Annotated in this window: 17 protein-coding genes; all 17 read left to right on the top strand. The window is 34.3% G+C overall.

All coding sequences use genetic code 11. The annotated features are described in order from the left end of the window. Positions 1-123 precede the first annotated feature (123 nt). Positions 124-1,224: a Gfo/Idh/MocA family protein gene (locus Q3V94_RS10880; RefSeq protein ID WP_303527649.1), complete on the top strand. Its 1,101-nt coding sequence runs from the start codon at positions 124-126 to the stop codon at positions 1,222-1,224. A gap of 96 nt (positions 1,225-1,320) precedes the next feature. Continuing rightward, the gene (locus Q3V94_RS10885) at positions 1,321-2,094 is read left to right on the top strand and encodes a hypothetical protein (protein ID WP_303527652.1); all 774 of its coding nucleotides are present in this window, start codon (positions 1,321-1,323) and stop codon (positions 2,092-2,094) included. A gap of 37 nt (positions 2,095-2,131) precedes the next feature. After that, a complete protein-coding gene (locus Q3V94_RS10890; RefSeq protein WP_303527655.1) occupies positions 2,132-2,875 on the top strand; it encodes an acyltransferase in 744 nt (247 codons plus the stop codon). 26 nt (positions 2,876-2,901) lie between these two features. Beyond that, a complete protein-coding gene (locus Q3V94_RS10895; RefSeq protein ID WP_303527658.1) occupies positions 2,902-3,279 on the top strand; it encodes a hypothetical protein in 378 nt (125 codons plus the stop codon). Positions 3,280-3,497: 218 nt separating this feature from the next. Next, positions 3,498-4,082, top strand: coding sequence for a glycosyltransferase family 4 protein (locus Q3V94_RS10900; RefSeq protein ID WP_368506517.1), 585 nt, complete (start codon positions 3,498-3,500; stop codon positions 4,080-4,082). 23 nt (positions 4,083-4,105) lie between these two features. Continuing rightward, positions 4,106-5,170 (top strand): non-hydrolyzing UDP-N-acetylglucosamine 2-epimerase, encoded by a 1,065-nt coding sequence (wecB, locus tag Q3V94_RS10905; protein ID WP_303527661.1) that lies wholly within the window; start codon positions 4,106-4,108, stop codon positions 5,168-5,170. 24 nt (positions 5,171-5,194) lie between these two features. Beyond that, a complete protein-coding gene (locus tag Q3V94_RS10910; protein ID WP_303527664.1) occupies positions 5,195-6,421 on the top strand; it encodes a glycosyltransferase family 4 protein in 1,227 nt (408 codons plus the stop codon). Positions 6,422-6,433: 12 nt separating this feature from the next. Next, complete coding sequence (locus tag Q3V94_RS10915) at positions 6,434-7,054, top strand: sugar transferase (protein ID WP_303527666.1); 621 nt, start codon at positions 6,434-6,436, stop codon at positions 7,052-7,054. Between the two features lie 8 nt (positions 7,055-7,062). Then, entirely contained in the window at positions 7,063-7,713 is a 651-nt protein-coding gene (locus Q3V94_RS10920; protein WP_303527669.1) for an acetyltransferase, read from the top strand. Continuing rightward, the gene (locus tag Q3V94_RS10925) at positions 7,710-8,828 is read left to right on the top strand and encodes a DegT/DnrJ/EryC1/StrS aminotransferase family protein (RefSeq protein WP_303527671.1); all 1,119 of its coding nucleotides are present in this window, start codon (positions 7,710-7,712) and stop codon (positions 8,826-8,828) included. The genes Q3V94_RS10920 and Q3V94_RS10925 overlap by 4 nt, the downstream gene beginning before the upstream one ends. A gap of 11 nt (positions 8,829-8,839) precedes the next feature. Then, positions 8,840-10,375, top strand: a complete 1,536-nt coding sequence (gene murJ / locus Q3V94_RS10930; RefSeq protein WP_303527673.1) for a murein biosynthesis integral membrane protein MurJ — start codon at positions 8,840-8,842, stop codon at positions 10,373-10,375. 14 nt (positions 10,376-10,389) lie between these two features. Continuing rightward, complete coding sequence (locus Q3V94_RS10935; protein ID WP_303527675.1) at positions 10,390-11,514, top strand: glycosyltransferase family 4 protein; 1,125 nt, start codon at positions 10,390-10,392, stop codon at positions 11,512-11,514. Further along, entirely contained in the window at positions 11,507-12,211 is a 705-nt protein-coding gene (locus tag Q3V94_RS10940) for a leucine-rich repeat domain-containing protein (RefSeq protein ID WP_303527678.1), read from the top strand. The genes Q3V94_RS10935 and Q3V94_RS10940 overlap by 8 nt, the downstream gene beginning before the upstream one ends. Further along, positions 12,208-13,485, top strand: coding sequence for a hypothetical protein (locus tag Q3V94_RS10945; protein WP_303527679.1), 1,278 nt, complete (start codon positions 12,208-12,210; stop codon positions 13,483-13,485). Before Q3V94_RS10940 ends, Q3V94_RS10945 begins: the two co-directional genes overlap by 4 nt. 12 nt (positions 13,486-13,497) lie before the next feature. Further along, complete coding sequence (locus tag Q3V94_RS10950) at positions 13,498-14,709, top strand: O-antigen ligase (protein WP_303527680.1); 1,212 nt, start codon at positions 13,498-13,500, stop codon at positions 14,707-14,709. Then, on the top strand, positions 14,709-16,034 hold the full coding sequence (locus Q3V94_RS10955; RefSeq protein WP_303527681.1) for a nucleotide sugar dehydrogenase: 1,326 nt from the start codon (positions 14,709-14,711) through the stop codon (positions 16,032-16,034). Before Q3V94_RS10950 ends, Q3V94_RS10955 begins: the two co-directional genes overlap by 1 nt. A 95-nt stretch (positions 16,035-16,129) precedes the next feature. Next, entirely contained in the window at positions 16,130-17,233 is a 1,104-nt protein-coding gene (locus Q3V94_RS10960; protein WP_303527683.1) for a glycosyltransferase family 4 protein, read from the top strand.

The following is a 17,233-nucleotide window of genomic DNA, read 5'->3' on the forward strand; positions in this document are numbered from 1 at the left end:
AGCAAGTTACATTAAAATAGTGTAAAATAATTTTGCTAAGATGGCTAAAAATTCTATATGGAAAAATTTGAAAAAGTCAAAAAGTCAAAAAGTCAAGAGGCAGGCACTCAAGGAGGTAATTTTATGAAGTTAAAGTTTGCGATAATTGGATGTGGAAGAATTTCATATAAGCATGTTGAGGCGATTGTAAATAATCATGAGGAGGCAGAGCTTGTTGCAACTTGTGATGTTGATATAGAAAAGGCAAGAGAAAAGGCCAATGAATATATCAATAAAATAGAAGGTGCAAAGGTAAATGTTTACGCTGACTATAAAGAGATGCTTGAAAAGGAAGATATAGATGTTGTAACTATTGCAACAGAAAGCGGATATCACCCAGAAATTGCAATTTACTGTATGGAAAAGGGAAAGCACGTTATAGTTGAAAAACCAATGGCCCTTTCAACAAAGGATGCCGATAAGATGATTGAAATTGCAAAGGGAAAAGGCGTTAAACTCTGCGTATGCCACCAAAACAGATTCAATAAGCCAATTCAAATGCTAAGAAGGGCCCTTGAGGAAGGAAGATTTGGAAAGCTAATCAACGGAATGGCAAGCATTAGATGGAACAGAAATATGAACTATTATAAGCAGGCACCATGGAGGGGAACTTGGGAGCTCGATGGTGGAACATTGATGAATCAGTGCATACATGATATTGACCTTCTTCAATGGATGATGGGGGGAGAGATCGATTCCGTTTATGCCCAAACAGGGAACTTTATAAGGGATATAGAAGCTGAAGATTTTGGCGCTATTATAATCAGATTCAAAAACGGTGCAATTGGAATTGTAGAAGGAAGCGCTTGTGTATATCCAAAGAATTTAGAAGAGACATTAAGTATATTTGGTGAAAATGGCTCAGTTGTTATTGGAGGTCTTGCAGTAAATAGAATTGAAACTTGGAGATTTGCTGATGGAAAGGATTCAGAGGAAGAAATACTTAAGATGCAGGAAGGCGATCCTGATACAGTTTACGGATACGGCCACACACCTTTATTTAAGGACATGATAGATGCTATAAAGAATAATAGGGAACCACTTGTTAACGGTGAAGAAGGCAAAAAGGGAATGGAAATAATACTTGCAGCGTATAAGTCACAAAAAACAGGAATGCCTGTTAAATTCCCAATTGGAGAATTTTCAACCCTTGATATGAAGGACGCGGATATTAAAATTAAATAAAAATCTATACGAAATTGATACTATAAAATAAGGTTAATTTATGTAAAACATATATGCATTTTATTAGTAGGGCATAAGGTAACGAAGGTGGGATGGATGAAGCGATTTTTTGAAAGAATATATGCAGATTTTTTAAAAGAACCTAGATTTAAGGAATATGAGGATATAATTAGATTAGCTATTGAAAAGGGATACATCGTAACTTCTGTTATAGATTATTATAGAAATTATATGAATAAAGATGAAAAGGTATTAATTTTAAGACATGATATCGATGTTGACAAAAAAGGTGCAAGGATTTTCTTTGAAATAGAAAAAAGGTATAATGTTAAAGCATCATATTATTTTAGATTAAGCACTATTGATTATTCTTTAATGGACGACATAGTTAAATATAGCAGCGAAGTTGGATATCACTACGAAGAGCTTGCAACATATTGTAAAAGGAATAAAATAAAAAGTAAACTTAGCATAATTGAAAAGGATTTGGAAAATATTTATGACGAATTTGTAAGTAACTTGAATACGTATTTTAAAGGCTATGACATAAAGTCCATAGCAAGTCATGGAGATTTTTATAATAGGCATATAGGAGTTCCAAATCATTATTTGTTTGAAAAATATAGCTATGAAGACTTAGGAATAACAGTGGAAACATATAAAAAAGAGCTATTAGAAAGTTTGGATGCCTATGTTTCAGATGCAAGGTTAAAGCCCTTTTGGAGGGATGGATATTCAGTGGTTGATGCTATCAAAGAAAATAAGAAAAAGATACTGTTTTTAAGTCATCCTGCTAATTGGAATGGATTTACATTTGAAAATTTTAAAGAAAATATTAAAAGATTGTATGAAAGTTTTTATATGATTTAGCATTAGTAATGCTCAATTATTACTAAGGAGGATTTGTATGAATTATATTTCGGAGAGCGCAAAGCTTGGGGATAATGTATCCGTTGGTAAGTTTACTGTAATTGAAGATGACGTCGTTATAGGAAACAATTGTATAATTGGCAACAACGTTGTTATTCATAAAGGGACTGTTATTGGGGATAATGTAAGGATCGATGATAATACTGTTATAGGCAAAAAGCCAATGAGGGCGGTAAACAGCATATTTAAAGATGAAAGGGAGCTTCCCCCTGCAAAGATAGGAAGTGGATGCCTTGTAGGCGCAGGAGTTATAATCTACTGCGGCTGTGAAATAGGAGAAAACACATTGGTTGCAGACCTTGCAACGATCAGGGAAAATGTAACAATTGGCAGCAAAACGATTATAGGACGCGGCGTTGCAGTTGAAAATTTCTGTAAGGTTGGCTCTAACTGTAAACTTGAGACAAACGCCTATATTACAGCATATTCAGAGCTTGAGGACTACGTATTTGTTGCACCAGGCGTTGTAACCTCTAACGATAATTTTGCAGCAAGGTCAAAGGAAAGATTTAAACATTTTAAGGGAGTTACGATAAAAAAAGGTGGAAGAGTCGGTGCACAGGCAACTATATTGCCCGGGAAAACTATTTATGAGGATGGATTTGTAGCAGCAGGTTCAGTTGTTACTAAGGATGTGGAATCTGGAAAGATCGTTGCAGGAAATCCAGCAAAATACTTCAAGGATGTTCCGGAGGATCAGCTTTTAAAGAATCAGTTTTAACCTTTTGCTTAAGAGGAGTTGCAGTAATGAAGGTATTAATTATTTCACACCTATATCCAAACGAAGCAAACAGGATTTCAGGGCTTTTTGTTCATTATCAGGTTAAGAAGGAGCTTGTTAAACAAGGAGTTGAAGTAAGGGTTATATCACCTGTTCCTTATGCTCCTTTTATCCTTTCTTTTTTTAATAACAAATGGAAGGAATACAGCAAAATTCCAAGGTATTGTGAATTAGACGGTGTAAAGGTATATCATCCAAGATATATTGTATTTCCAAGGCTTTTATTTTATAAATATTATGGTTACAATATGCTGCTATCGATAAATTTCCTTATTAATAGGCTCTATAAAAACTTTAAATTTGATATTATCCATAGCCATGTTGCTTTTCCAGAAGGATTTTGAGGTAGTATACTAAAAAGAAAGTATAAAGTTCCTCATATAGTTACAATACACGGACAAGACCTCCAATGTACGGTAAAAAGAGGAAGGGATTTTGAAAAAATAATTTATGATGTTTTAAAGGATGCAGATAGCGTAATTACTGTTTCTAATAAGTTAAAAAATCTTATTAACGATGAATTTTAAAGAATAAGGTTAGAATTATATCAAATGGTGTTAATATAGATGATATCGAAAATGCAAAGGAATTTGAGCATAAAAGGATTGATATTTTAAGTGTTTCAAATCTATATAAAACTAAGGGAATAGATTTAAACATTCTTGCTGTTAAAAAGCTTATTGAAGAAGGCTATGATGTTTATTATTATGTTATAGGAGATGGGCCTGAACGAGAAAGGCTTCAGAGGATGGCTATTGATAACGATCTTGAAAGGAACATAATATTTCTTGGCAGGCTAGGAAACAAAGAAGTTTTAAAATACATGAAAACGGCTAAAATATTTTGCCTTCCAAGTTATGAAGAGGGATTTGGAATTGCATATATTGAAGCTATGGCGTCAGGAAAACCTGCTATTGCAATAAAGGGGCAGGGAATCGAAGACGTAATTAAAGATGGCTATAATGGATTATTAGTTAATCCTGATGTTGATGAAATATATGCTGCTTTAAAAAAACTTATTGATGATGAAAGTTTAAGGACAAATTTAGGACAAAATGCAAAAAATACAGTATATAAAGGATTTACATGGCAAAGTTCTGTCAGAAAGTTAATAGAAATTTATGAAAGTATGCTAATTACAGAGTAATAATTTTTAATTAGGAGGAGCCTATGAAGATACTTACAGTTATTGGAGCAAGGCCCCAGTTTATAAAGGCTGCTCCAGTGTCAAGGGAGATTAGAAAACATTTTAAGGAAATAATAGTCCATACAGGACAACATTATGATGAAAATATGTCGAATATATTTTTTGAAGAGCTTAATATCCCAAAACCGGACTATAACCTTAATGTTGGATCGGGAAAACATGGAGAGCAGACGGGGAATATGCTAATAAAAATAGAAGAAGTAATTTTAAAAGAAAAACCTGATGCTGTATTGGTTTATGGGGACACAAATTCAACTTTGGCAGGTGCCCTTGCAGCGAGTAAGCTTCTTATCCCTGTTATTCACGTTGAAGCAGGATTAAGGAGTTTTAACAAGGCAATGCCAGAGGAGCAAAACAGGGTTTTAACAGACCACATTTCGGATTTATTATTTTGCCCAACGGAAACAGCAGTTAAGAATTTAAAAAGGGAAGGAATTGAAAAGGGAGTTTACAACGTTGGGGATGTAATGTTCGACAGCATCCTTTATAACATTGAAATTGCAAAGAAAAAATCTAACATTTTAGAAAGATTGGGCCTTAAAGAAAAGGAATACATCCTTGTTACAATCCACAGGGCAGAGAATACAAATTACAAGGATAAGCTTACAAATATTTTTAATGCCCTAAAGGATTGCGGGGAAAAAATAGTTCTTCCCCTTCACCCAAGAACAAGAAAATTTATAAATGATTATGGCATAGAAGTTGGACAAAATATAGAGATTATCGATCCCGTTGGTTACCTTGACATGATTATGCTTGAATTGTCTGCTAAAAAGATATTAACCGATAGCGGCGGAGTCCAAAAGGAAAGCTATTTCTTAGACGTTCCATGTATTACCATGAGGGAGGAGACCGAGTGGATTGAAACGGTTGAAGATGGATGGAATGTCCTTGTTGGAAGCGATTATGAGGCCATTTTAAATGCTATTAGATTCTTTATGCCAAAGGGTGAAAAACACGATTATTTTGGTAATGGGCATTCAAGCGAAAGAATTGTGGAAATCATAAACAGGACATTGCAAAAATAAATGCTGGACTGAGGTGTTGGTTTAATGAAAAGAATCTGGATAATGAACCATTACGCTGTTCCACCAACAATTGGCGGCGGGACAAGGCACTTTGATTTTGCAGAGGAACTTGTAAAAAGGGGATATGACGTTACAGTTATCGCCTCCAGCTTTGATTTAAAAACAAGAACTGAAAGATTAAGTGAAGGGGAAAAATATAGAATAGAAAATATAAATGGAGTTAAATTCCTTTGGGTTAGGACTTTTCCATATAAAACAAACGATTATAAAAGATTTATCAATATGATTTCCTTTGCTATAAATTCATGTAAACTTTTGAAAAAATTTGAAAGGCCGGATGTAATCATAGCGTCATCCGTTCATCCATTTACATGTATTGCAGGATACTACCTTGCAAGAAAATTTAATGCAAGGTATATAGCAGAGATTAGGGACCTTTGGCCGGAAACTTTAATCGACATGGGGGCTATGAAAAAAGACAGCCTTCCTGCAAAGGTATTTTATGCAATTGAAAAGTTTATTTATGATAGAGCAGAAAAGATAATAGTCCTTTTACCCGGCGCAGGGGATTATATAAAATCTGTTGGAAACTATGAAGATAAGATAGTTTATATTCCAAATGGAGTATTAGTAAAAAGGTTTGATGATGTGTTAAAAAAGGAAATGAGTCAGGATGTTAAGGATATTTTAAAGGAGCATGAGGGTAAAATAAAGGCGGTTTACCTTGGAGCTATGGGACCTGCAAACGCCCTACATGTAATAATTGAGGCTGCAAAGATAATCAAAGATAAGGGGATAAACAATATAGATATCCTGCTAATTGGGGATGGTCCTGAGAAGGAAAGGTTAATTAAGCTTAAAGAAGATATGCAGCTTGATAATGTTTATATATACGATCCAATCAAAAAGGTTGATGTTCCGCATCTTCTTAAAAATATAGATATATGCTTATTTAACCTTAAAGACCTTGATGTTTTTAAATATGGAATTAGCCCTAACAAGATGTTCGATTATCTTTGCAGTGGAAATCCTATTTTATTCTCCTGCAGGGCAACAAACGATTTAGTTAAAGAATCCGGTGCAGGAATTTCAATAAACCCTGAATCGCCGGTTGAATTTGCAAATGCACTTGCTTCCCTTTCAAGGATGACAGAAGATGAGAGAAATGCCCTTGGTGAAAAGGGAAGAAGATACGTTGAGGAAAACCACGATATATCAAAGCTTGTTGATAGACTTGAAAGTTTGTTTTAAGGATGTGAGAGGATGAAGAAGTTACAGCTTTTTATAAAAAGGCTATTTGACTTTCTTTTAAGTCTAATCCTTCTTATTGTTTTATCCCCTCTGTTTTTAATAATTGCAATTCTCATTAAACTTGATTCAGAGGGAGAGGTATTTTTTAGGCAGGAAAGAGCAGGACTTAATGGAAAGCCATTTATGATATATAAATTTAGAACAATGGTTAAAAACGCTGAAAAGATTGGTGATGGCTATTATACGGGTGAAAATGACCCGAGAATTACAAAGATAGGGAGATTTTTAAGAAAAACAAGCCTTGATGAGCTGCCACAGCTTATAAACATTTTAAAGGGCGAGATGAGCATAATAGGTCCAAGGCCAACTCTTATGTATCAAGTTGAAAAATACGACGATTTCCAAAGAAAAAGGCTTTTAATGAAGCCTGGGGTTACAGGCCTTGCTCAGGTTAACGGAAGAAACTCCCTATCCTGGCCTGAAAGGATAAAGTATGATGTTTATTATGTGGAAAACTGGAACCTTTGGATGGATATAAATATTTTCTTTAAAACCTTTTTAGTTGTTTTAAAGGGTGAAGGTGTTTACGCTGAAAAGGAAAAGTTTATAATAAAAGATAAGGATGAACTGTAGGTGATGGTATGATAGATGTTATAATAGTAGGTGCAGGAGGCCATGCAAGGGTTATCCTTGATATTCTCCTTGCGATGAAAAATATTGAAAATATAAACATATTAGGCTTTATTGATGATAACAAAGAGGGAGAAATATTGGGCTATAAAATTTTAGGAAAGATGGATGACATTAAAGGCCTTAAGGAGATTTATCCCAATTTAAAGGCTGTTCCTGCAATTGGCGATAATAAAATTAGAAAAAATATAGTTCAAAAACTCGATTTTTTTGGAGTAGAGCTTTTTACTGCAGTTCATCCAAGCGTTATTATAGGAGGAAATGTGGAGATAGGGGAAGGAACTGTTGTAATGCCTATGGCGGTTATAAACAACAGTGCCAAAATCGGAAGGGCTGCCATTATAAATTCATCGGCAGTTATTGAGCACGATAACGTAATAGGGGACTTTGCCCATATATCCCCCGGAGCTCACCTTGCTGGGACTGTAAAGGTGGGGGATCTTACCCATGTAGGAACTGGCGCTAATGTGATTCCTGGAGTAAAGATCGGAAAAAACGTTACTATTGGAGCTGGGGCGACGGTTATTAGGGACATAGATGATAATGCCGTTGCTGTTGGCGTGCCAGCTAAAGTTATAAAGTTTAAGGAGGATTTAGAATGAAAGTTCCATTGGCAAAACCGGATATCACCCAAAAGGAAGTAGATGCCGTTGTGGAGGTTATGAAATCCGGCATTTTAAGTATAGGACCTAAAATAGAGGAATTTGAAAAAAAAGTTGCTGAATATGTCGGCGTAAAATATGCAGTTGCAGTAAATAGCGGAACCAGTGCCCTTAACCTTATCGTGAAGGCATTGGGAATAGGTAAGGATGATGAGGTTATAACAACTCCTTTTAGCTTTGTGGCTTCTGTAAACTGCTTTTTAATGGAGGGGGCAAAGCCTGTATTTGTTGACATAGACCCTAAAACATTAAACATGAACATAGATGAAGTTGAAAAGCATATTACTCCAAAAACGAAGGCGATACTTGCAGTTGACGTTTTTGGTCAGCCTATTAATATGAAAAGATTAAGGGAAATTGCAGATAAACATAATCTTCATCTTATCGAAGATAGCTGCGAAGCATTAGGTTCTGTTTATGATGGGGTAAAAGCTGGAAAGCTTGCCGATGCTGCTGCCTTTGCCTTTTACCCAAATAAGCAGATAACAACAGGAGAAGGTGGAGTAATCGTTACTAATAATAAGGGAATTGCAGAACTTGCCCAAAGTCTTAGAAGTCAAGGCAGGGCTATTACAGGTTTTTGGCTGCACCATGAAAGATTAGGTTACAATTATAGAATGAGTGAGCTTAATGCCGCTTTAGGCTCCATTCAAATGGATAGGCTTGATGAGATAATCCAAAAGAGGTTAAAGGTTGCAAATAGATACAATGAAATTTTAAGCAGAATTGAAGGTGTTGAAGTCCCATATATCGATCCTAAGGTTGACGTTATGAGCTATTTTGTTTATGTTGTTAAATTAGCAAGGGATGTAGACAGAGATAAGGTTATGGCATACCTTAAGGAGAACGGAGTAGGTTGTAGACCTTACTTTACTCCAATTCACGTTCAGCCTTATATGGTTGAAATGTTTGGATACGAGGAAGAGGACTTCCCAGTTACTGCTGATGCAGGAAGAAGATGCGTTGCCCTTCCATTCTACAACGATCTATCAGATGAAGAGGCAAATTATGTAGCAGAGAAGTTAAAAGAAGCAGTTAAACTATTCAAAAGATAATGGAGGTTGTGATGGGAAGAGTTAATCTTGCAAAGGCTGCAGGGGTGGTAATTTTTATTACCATCCTTAGTAAGGTTTTTGGCTTTTTTAGGACTATACTTATAGCAAGTAGCTTTGGAACTACTATGCAAAGCGATGCATATGTAGTATCCTTAACTATTCCTCTTATTATTTATTCCGTAATAGGAGCTGCTGTTAACACTACCTTTATTCCCCTTTTGAGTAGGAACTTAACTCAAAGGGGAAAGGATGAGATGATAAAGCTTGCAAATAATGTTATGAACATATTATTTTTATTTTCAGTTGCCTTTTTTCTTTTAGCCTTCCTTTTGTCTCCACAGATAGTGAGGATAATAGCCCACGGATTTGAGGGGGAAAAGTATGCTTTAACAGTTAAGCTTACAAGAATAAGCATGTTCAACATATTGGCCCTTTCCATGACGGCGGCCTTTATGTCCATTTTACAGACATTAAACGAGTTTAAAGCTCCTGCTATGGTTGGAATTGCCCTTGACCTTCCCATTATAATCTACTTAATTTTAGGGGCAAAGTTTGGAATAGTAGGGCTTTCTATTGCAACCCTTTTAGGTTATACCCTGCAGTTTTTAATTCAAATTCCTTATCTTATAAAACACGGATACAAGTATAGCTTTAACATAGATTTTAAAGACCCGCAGGTTAAGGAAATGCTGTATCTTATTATGCCTATACTTATTGGAACAACTGTCAATCAAATAAATTCTATCATTGATAAAACAATGGCATCAAGCCTTCCTACAGGCAATATTTCCGCCTACAACTTTGCAATAAACGTAAACAGCATGCTGTATGGGGTATTTGTTGCATCAATTGTTATGGTAATATATCCTGCAATTTCAAGGGAAGGTGCAAAGAGAGCCTATGATAATATGAAGGTTTTCATCCAAAAGGGAATTGTAAGCATTCTCATTATAATGGTTCCTGCGGCTGTAGGATTGTTTGTCTTAAAGGTTGATATTTTGACCATATTTTTCAAAAGGGGTATGTTTAACGACAATTCCTTAAAACTTACTGCCTATGCCCTTTCATTTTTGCTTATAGGACTTCCCTTTTATGGAGTTAGGGATGTGTTTAACAGAGCCTTTTATGGAATCAACGATACAAAAACTCCAATGCTTAACGGGATAGTTGGAGTGCTTTTAAATATAACTTTAAATTTAATTTTAGTTAGATTTCTCGGTATAGGTGGACTTGCCTTTGCAACATCCATCTCTGCTATAACAACGAGTATACTTCTCGGCATGGCTTTAAGTAAAAGAATTGGTGGAGTTGGAGGAAAGAGGATTTTTAAATCCTTTTCTAAAATAACTCTAGCAGCCATTATAATGGGCTTTTGTGTTTTTGCTTTAGATTCCTTTTTAAAGCTTTATCTTAAAGGATTTGTTGGAATGGCTATAAATCTAGTGTTATCTGTAATAACAGGCATTTTAGTTTATTTTATTTCCCTTAAAGTATTAAAATTAGAAGAGCTTGATGATGCTTTAAAATTGGTTTTAAGAAAAAAATAATTTGGTGGTGCAGTATGAGGATTTGCATGTTAACATCCAGCCATAATGTGTTTGATAATAGGATTTATTATAAGGAGATTTTGTCCCTTAAAAAGGTTTACGATGAAATATATTTAGTTGCCCCTGGTGCCCCTGGGGATAAGGATTTTGTCACTGAGGATGGAATTATTGTAAGGTGTTTTAGAAAAAGAAGGGCTTGGTATGACAGAATAAGGCCTATGAGGGATATGTATAAAATAGCTGCAGAGATTAATGCCGATGTCTACCACGCCCATGAGCCGGATTCCTTTCAGGTAGCGGTAAAACTTAGAAGGAATTTAGGTAAAAAAATAATATACGACTCCCATGAATACTATCCAGAGGCCTTTGCTGAACATTTTAAGGGACTTTATAGTGCGGCAAAAAAATTAATTTATATATATGAGAAAAACCTTGCTAAAAAGGCAGATTATATCGTAACTGTTAACGACATTTTAGTTGATAAGTTTAAAAAATGGAATAAAAACGTTGAGCTTATTACAAACTATCCTGTTTTAGAGGGGGAACCTAAAAAGACTTTTAGCGAAAAGCCTATATTCGTCTATGCTGGAGGGCTCTCTGAGGATAGGGGTATTTTAAAGACTTTGGAGGCAATAAAAATAATAAGGGGCGATGCAAAATTTATTTTTATTGGAAATTTTAGAGACAAAGAAACTGAAGATAAGATAATGAGTTTTGCAAAGGAAAATTTAAAGGATAAAGATATAGAGTGGACTGGAAGAATAGGCCATAAGGATGTTTTGGAATATTTAAATAGGGCCTTTGCTGGTTTTGTACTTCTGCAGCCTAAGAATTGGAGATATGTAAATTCTGAGCCTATTAAGCTATTTGAATACATGATGTCTAAGACGGCGGTTATCGCAAGCGACTTTCCTATGATGAGAAATATAGTGGAGGGGGAAAACTGCGGCCTTTTGGTGGATCCTACTGATCCTGAAAAGATTGCAGAGGCTATAGATTACCTCATTGAAAACAAGGAATTAGCTTATAAAATGGGTGAGAATGGATTTAGGGCAGTTTTTGAAAGGTATAATTGGGATGTTAATGAGAAAAAGCTTTTAAATGTCTACAAAAAGTTAGAAGGTGATAAAATTGTTTAAGGAAAAGATAGATAATCTTTTTAAAAGTAGAATATTTAATGCCTTGTTAATAATTTATGCCTTTATTTTTATTATTAATGCTTCGATCACTATCATGTATCCAGAAAGGTTCCGTGCAAAGGCAAATTATGAAAATAAGATAGCAAAAAATAATGTTGCTGCTGATGACGGGTTAAACCCCATTATTTTTAAGGACAAAAATCTCGAAAGGACGATAAGATCCTACATCGGTAAAGGCGAAGGAGAAGTTTATGTAAAGGATGTTGCTGGGATTACGGAGCTGGATTTGAGGTTTCAGGGTGTGGAAACTATAGAAGATTTAAGGTTTTTTAAAAGCTTAAAGAAACTAAATATTTCTAATAATAACCTTAGAAATCTTAATGGGTTGGAAAATTTAAAAGGATTAGAGAAGATTATTGCTTACGAAAATAATATAGAGGATGTATCTGCCCTTGCTAATGTTAAATCATTAAAGTATTTGGATCTTGCCAACAATCAGATAAAAGATGCAAAGCCTTTAACTAATCTTTTAAATCTAGAGGTTTTAAATCTATCTGCAAACAGGATAGAAAAAATAGATGGTTTTGAAAATCTTAAAAATTTAAAGGAGCTTGATTTATCCCAAAACAGGATAAAGGATTTTACTCCTATAAGGGGGCTTAATATTAAACTCTTGTTTGACTGGGGGAACAAATGATGTTTGAAAGATTGATGGAAAGGAAAAGATTTATAATAAGCCTTGGAATATACTTTGTCCTTTTATGCTACAGCTATTATTTTTACTTTTATATTTTTCAGGATTATACATACCAAGTAGGTTATGCACTTAATCTTAATTTTATTAAACTTTTAGAAGCTATAATTTTTACCATCTTACTTGGTATTATATATTTTTATTATGATATAAATAAAAGTATCTATCTAACCTACAGCTTTATTTTATACATTTTATTATTCCTTCCATTATCGGTTTTTTATTGGATGTCCAATAATGAAAGGCCTTATTTTTACATGGTCGTTGTTTCATTTTTAATTCTTCAGGGAATATTCTTATTTTACAAGGGATTTACAAGAAGGGAAAGAAGATACCGCTCTAATGGGCTTTATGTTTATCTTTTGGCCTTAACTTTATTATTATTTTTCGCGATAAATATTTACGCCTATGTTAAGTATGGGCATTCCATATATTATCTTTTCAATTTGGAAAAGGTTTATGATATTAGATTTAAGGCAAGAGCTGCCATACCAACTTATTTAAAATATATTCTTCAATGGTCAGCACTTGTAGTTATTCCTGCAAGTATTGCATATTTTGCAAAGATAAGAAGGTATTATCTAATTTTTATTCCCCTTATAATCCAGGCTTTGATTTTTACTATAAATGGATCTAAGTTTTATCTTTTTTCCCTCATTATAAACCTATTTGTATTTTTAATTTACTCAGAAAAACTAATGTATTACATGCTTCCTGCCCTTAATCTTTTTATAACGGCAGTTTTGCTTTTAAAGAATAATTTTATAATGTCGGTCGGTATTAGACGAGCCTTTTTTGTTCCGCAATCCTTAAGTTTTGTTTATTATGACTTTTTTACAAAGCATCCAAAGCTTTATTTATCGAGCAGCATTTTAAAAAGATTTATTAAAAATATATACAAATTAGACAGTCCCTTTATTATTGGAAGGTATGTTTACCATGAACCGCAAATGTCTGCAAATGTAAACTATATTGCAAATGCCTATTCCCACATAGGATTTGTTGGGATAATAATATTTACTCTACTACTTGGACTTGTTCTTTTAGGGTTTGAGTATTTCAGTGAAAACAACAGAAACAGAAAATATATAGTTTTGATTTCCTTTAGCTCCTTTTTAGCTCTTGTTAATTCATCCCTTTTGACTACTTTAAAAACCCATGGGCTATTGATCGCACTTTTTATGAGCATTCTATTTTTGAAAAGCTTTAGGGAATAGAAGGTGTTAAGTATGTTTAAGCGGCTTTTTAATATATCTATATATGTATTTGTTCTTTTAGTTCCAATTTTACCTTTAAAAATAAAATTAGGATTTTTGCCCCTTTCTGCGGATTTTATAATATCATCTATTTTGATTTTCTTTGGTCTTTGCTATCTTTTATTTGAAGGTGGATTAAAGGAACTTTATAATTTAAAGGACAAGGGGCTTAGAAAATTAAACTTATTTATTGGTTTATTTGTTTTTTTAAATATAATTTCCTTTTTTATAGCTCCAAATAAAGGTGCTGCAATCAGTGAAAGTTTAAGATTTTTTGAGTATGTTTTCCTGTTTTATTTTATAGTTCTTTTAGCCGATAAAAGGACTATAAAAAGGGCATTCATGCTGTTTTTTGCCTCGATGGTTGTAGCAGCCCTTTATGGGGTTATCCAGTTCATATTTGGATTATCACCTTATACGGTAAACAGGAATATTAGGCTAAATTCTACCTTTGTAAATCCAAACTATTGGGGAGCGGCAGTAAATATTGTTATATTTTACCCGATAGTTGATATGATAAAGGAAAGGAAAATAAAGATTTATAATGTTTTATTCTTGGCTTTATTTTTATTTAACCTTCTGTTTAGCTTAAATAGAAGTTCTTGGCTTGCATTTTTATTAGGTTTATTTGTAATACTTTTGATTGAAAACAAAAAATTTATAGCAATATTGCCTGCATTTATACTTCCGTTAATTGCCCACCCCTTTACAAGAAAAAGGTTTATAACCCTTTTATCTATAGAAAAAATTACAAAGGATGCAAGGTTTAAACTATGGAAGACGGCCTATTTAATGTTTAAGGATCACTTTGTTTTAGGCGTTGGCCATGGGAATTATAGGTATTTTTACGATGATTATATAAAAAGGTTTCCCGAGCTCTTTGTAAGGAAGGACCTTTGGAGTCCCCACAATTCTTTTTTAAAGATGTTTGCTGAGATGGGTATTTTTGGTGGACTTAATTTTATTTTCATATATATAATGCTTTTTTATTTGGTTATTGTGGTTTATAATAAAACAAGGGATTATAAGGTTATTGCCCTTAATCTTATAGGCTTTTGGGTATCGTATCTTTTCCAAAACAATTTTAACAATCTAATGTTTATACCACAGTTAAATGTTTTTGCATGGCTTTTAACGGCTCTTTTATATAAGGCCTATGTTTTAGAAGCTGAGGAGGAATTTTAATGGATAATATAAAGGAAAGCTTAAGAAATGTTGTAGTTTTTGGACAAGGGTTTGTGGGACTTCCCCTTTCATTAAGTTTTGCAATGAGGGGATGCAATGTTTATGGAGTTGATGTTGTAGAAAACCTTGTTAAGGATATAAATAAAGGAATTACTTATCATAAGGAGGCCTTTGAGGGAAGGACTATTCAGGAGATTTTAAAGGAGCAGCTACAAGAAGGAAGATACAGGGCAACAACTGATGGGGTTTTAGCTTTAAAGGAGTGCAATAACATAGTTGTTACCGTTGGGATACCGATAATAAATGGACAGCACGATTTAACCGACCTTGTGGAATGCGTAAGGCTTATAGGTAAAAATATAAAAAGGGAAGATTTAGTGGTTATACGAAGCACTGTAATTCCTGGGACGACAGAGGAGATTTTACTTCCTATCCTTGAAGAAGAATCAGGAATGAAGGCAGGTGTAGACTTTTATCTTGCTTATTCATCGGAAAGGATTGCGGAGGGTAAAGCCTTTGAAGAATTTGCATATATGCCAACGGTTGTTGCAGGTGTTAATGAAGAAAGTGCCAAAAGGGCAAAGGAGCTTTTAGAGATAGTTTGCAAGACGGATGTAATAATCGCCAGCTCTATTAAAGTTGTTGAAACTGCAAAGGTTTTTGAAAATGTTCAAAGGGATGTAAACATTGCCATGGTGCAGGAGTTTGCAAGATTTACAGAGGCCCTTGGAATCAATATATTTGAGGTTATAAAGGTTGCCAACACCCACAAAAGGGTAAATCTTTTAGTTCCAGGCCCAGGTGTTGGGGGATATTGCATTCCTAATGCATATCATTATTTAGAACCGAAGGCTAAGGAGCTTGGAGTTAACTTAGATATTTTAAAACTTTCAAGGGAGAAGAATGCAAAGCTTCCTGAGATAATGGTAAATATCATGGAAAAGCTTTTAAGGGGTGCTGGAAAGACAATAGAGGGGGCAAAAATAGGAGTTTTAGGTATTGCTATGAAGGATTATTCTAACGATGATAGAATAAGCCCTCCAATTGAGATAATTAAAATATTAAGAAAAAAGGGAGCGAAGGTCCTAGCCTATGACCCTGCTGTTGTTACAGAATATCCCTTTAAGGTAAATAGCCTTGAGGAAGCTATAAAGGATGCAGACGGTATAATGGTCCTTGCAAAGCAGAAGGAGTTTGAGGATATAAAGATTGACGATATCATAGGAAGCCTTCAAAGGGGAGCAGTAATTTTTGATACAAAGAATTTGTTTGAGGGCTTTAAAGATGTATTAATAGATGCGGGGATTGTATATAAAACTATTTAAGGACGGCTTGAGCCGTCCTTAAAATTTATTTGCTTAGTTGTTTTATATATGGTATAAATAATTTGTAGAATACTCATCTGATGAGGAGAGGTTTTATGAAGGTTTTACATATTATAAGCGGTGGTGAAGTTGGGGGTTCTAAACGGCATCTTTTAAGCCTTGCCGCAAATGCTAAATCCTTTAAAAACATAATAATCTGTCTTATGGATGGTGTCCTCTATAGGGAAGGACTAGAAATGGGTCTTGACATTCGCCTTATTGAACAAAGGGGAAGGTTTGACCTTAGCATTCTGGATGAGATTAAAAAGGTTGCAGTAAAGGAAGATGTTGATATAATAAATTGCCACGGCGGAAGGGCAAACTTTTTAGGGATGTTTCTAAAAAAACTTATAAATAAGCCCTTTGTTACTACTATTCATAGCGACTACCTTAGAGATTACGAGGGAAATCCCTTTAAAACCCTTATCTTTTCTAGGATAAATGCCTACGCATTAAAGAACTTTGACTACTACATTGCCGTTTCAAAGGATTTTAAGAACATGCTAATAGATAGGGGATATAACGAAGAAAAAATATTCGTTGTTTACAACGGAATCGACTTTGACGAGGTTTATAGTTTCGACCGCGATGAGATAATAGAAAAATACAGCCTTCCAAGGAATAAAAAGTTTGTAACTATGGTTGCAAGGCTTCATCCAATTAAGGGACATCAATTTTTCTTCCAAGCTGCAAAAAATGTTTTAAAGGAATGTCCCGATGTGATTTTTTTAATCGTAGGAGATGGACCAATAAGAAGTCAGCTTGAGGAGTATGTAAAAGAGATTGATATAGATGATAGTGTGGTATTTTTAGGCTTCCAAAGGCCTGACGAGTTTATATATTTATCTAATTTTACCTCCCTTACATCAAGGAGCGAAAGCTTCCCCTTAAGCATATTAGAGTCGGCAAAATATAAAAGAACGGTTGTATCTACTATGGTAGGAGGAGTTTCTGACCTTATCGAGGATGGAAAGAACGGCTATTTAGTTGAGTATGGGGATGTAGAAGATTTAACCGAAAAAATGTTAAATCTTTTGCAGGACGATTTAAAATGCATAGAATTTGGAATTAAACTCCATGATAAGGCAAGGGCACTGTATTCAATTGAAAGATTTGTTGAAGGATACGAAAAAATATACGAGAAGATAATGGAGGAGTAA

The organism is Caloramator sp. CAR-1, from assembly GCF_030546345.1.
GTDB classification, from domain to species: Bacteria; Bacillota; Clostridia; order Clostridiales; family Caloramatoraceae; genus Caloramator; species Caloramator australicus.

What these genes read in the sequence shown, in the direction of transcription:
- Q3V94_RS10880 (WP_303527649.1), top strand. Translation starts at nt 124, where the DNA reads ATGAAGTTAAAGTTTGCGATAATTGGATGTGGAAGAATTTCATATAAG.
- Q3V94_RS10885 (WP_303527652.1), top strand. Translation starts at nt 1,321, where the DNA reads ATGAAGCGATTTTTTGAAAGAATATATGCAGATTTTTTAAAAGAACCT.
- Q3V94_RS10890 (WP_303527655.1), top strand. Translation starts at nt 2,132, where the DNA reads ATGAATTATATTTCGGAGAGCGCAAAGCTTGGGGATAATGTATCCGTT.
- Q3V94_RS10895 (WP_303527658.1), top strand. Translation starts at nt 2,902, where the DNA reads ATGAAGGTATTAATTATTTCACACCTATATCCAAACGAAGCAAACAGG.
- wecB (WP_303527661.1), top strand. Translation starts at nt 4,106, where the DNA reads ATGAAGATACTTACAGTTATTGGAGCAAGGCCCCAGTTTATAAAGGCT.
- Q3V94_RS10910 (WP_303527664.1), top strand. Translation starts at nt 5,195, where the DNA reads ATGAAAAGAATCTGGATAATGAACCATTACGCTGTTCCACCAACAATT.
- Q3V94_RS10915 (WP_303527666.1), top strand. Translation starts at nt 6,434, where the DNA reads ATGAAGAAGTTACAGCTTTTTATAAAAAGGCTATTTGACTTTCTTTTA.
- Q3V94_RS10920 (WP_303527669.1), top strand. Translation starts at nt 7,063, where the DNA reads ATGATAGATGTTATAATAGTAGGTGCAGGAGGCCATGCAAGGGTTATC.
- Q3V94_RS10925 (WP_303527671.1), top strand. Translation starts at nt 7,710, where the DNA reads ATGAAAGTTCCATTGGCAAAACCGGATATCACCCAAAAGGAAGTAGAT.
- murJ (WP_303527673.1), top strand. Translation starts at nt 8,840, where the DNA reads ATGGGAAGAGTTAATCTTGCAAAGGCTGCAGGGGTGGTAATTTTTATT.
- Q3V94_RS10935 (WP_303527675.1), top strand. Translation starts at nt 10,390, where the DNA reads ATGAGGATTTGCATGTTAACATCCAGCCATAATGTGTTTGATAATAGG.
- Q3V94_RS10945 (WP_303527679.1), top strand. Translation starts at nt 12,208, where the DNA reads ATGATGTTTGAAAGATTGATGGAAAGGAAAAGATTTATAATAAGCCTT.
- Q3V94_RS10950 (WP_303527680.1), top strand. Translation starts at nt 13,498, where the DNA reads ATGTTTAAGCGGCTTTTTAATATATCTATATATGTATTTGTTCTTTTA.
- Q3V94_RS10955 (WP_303527681.1), top strand. Translation starts at nt 14,709, where the DNA reads ATGGATAATATAAAGGAAAGCTTAAGAAATGTTGTAGTTTTTGGACAA.
- Q3V94_RS10960 (WP_303527683.1), top strand. Translation starts at nt 16,130, where the DNA reads ATGAAGGTTTTACATATTATAAGCGGTGGTGAAGTTGGGGGTTCTAAA.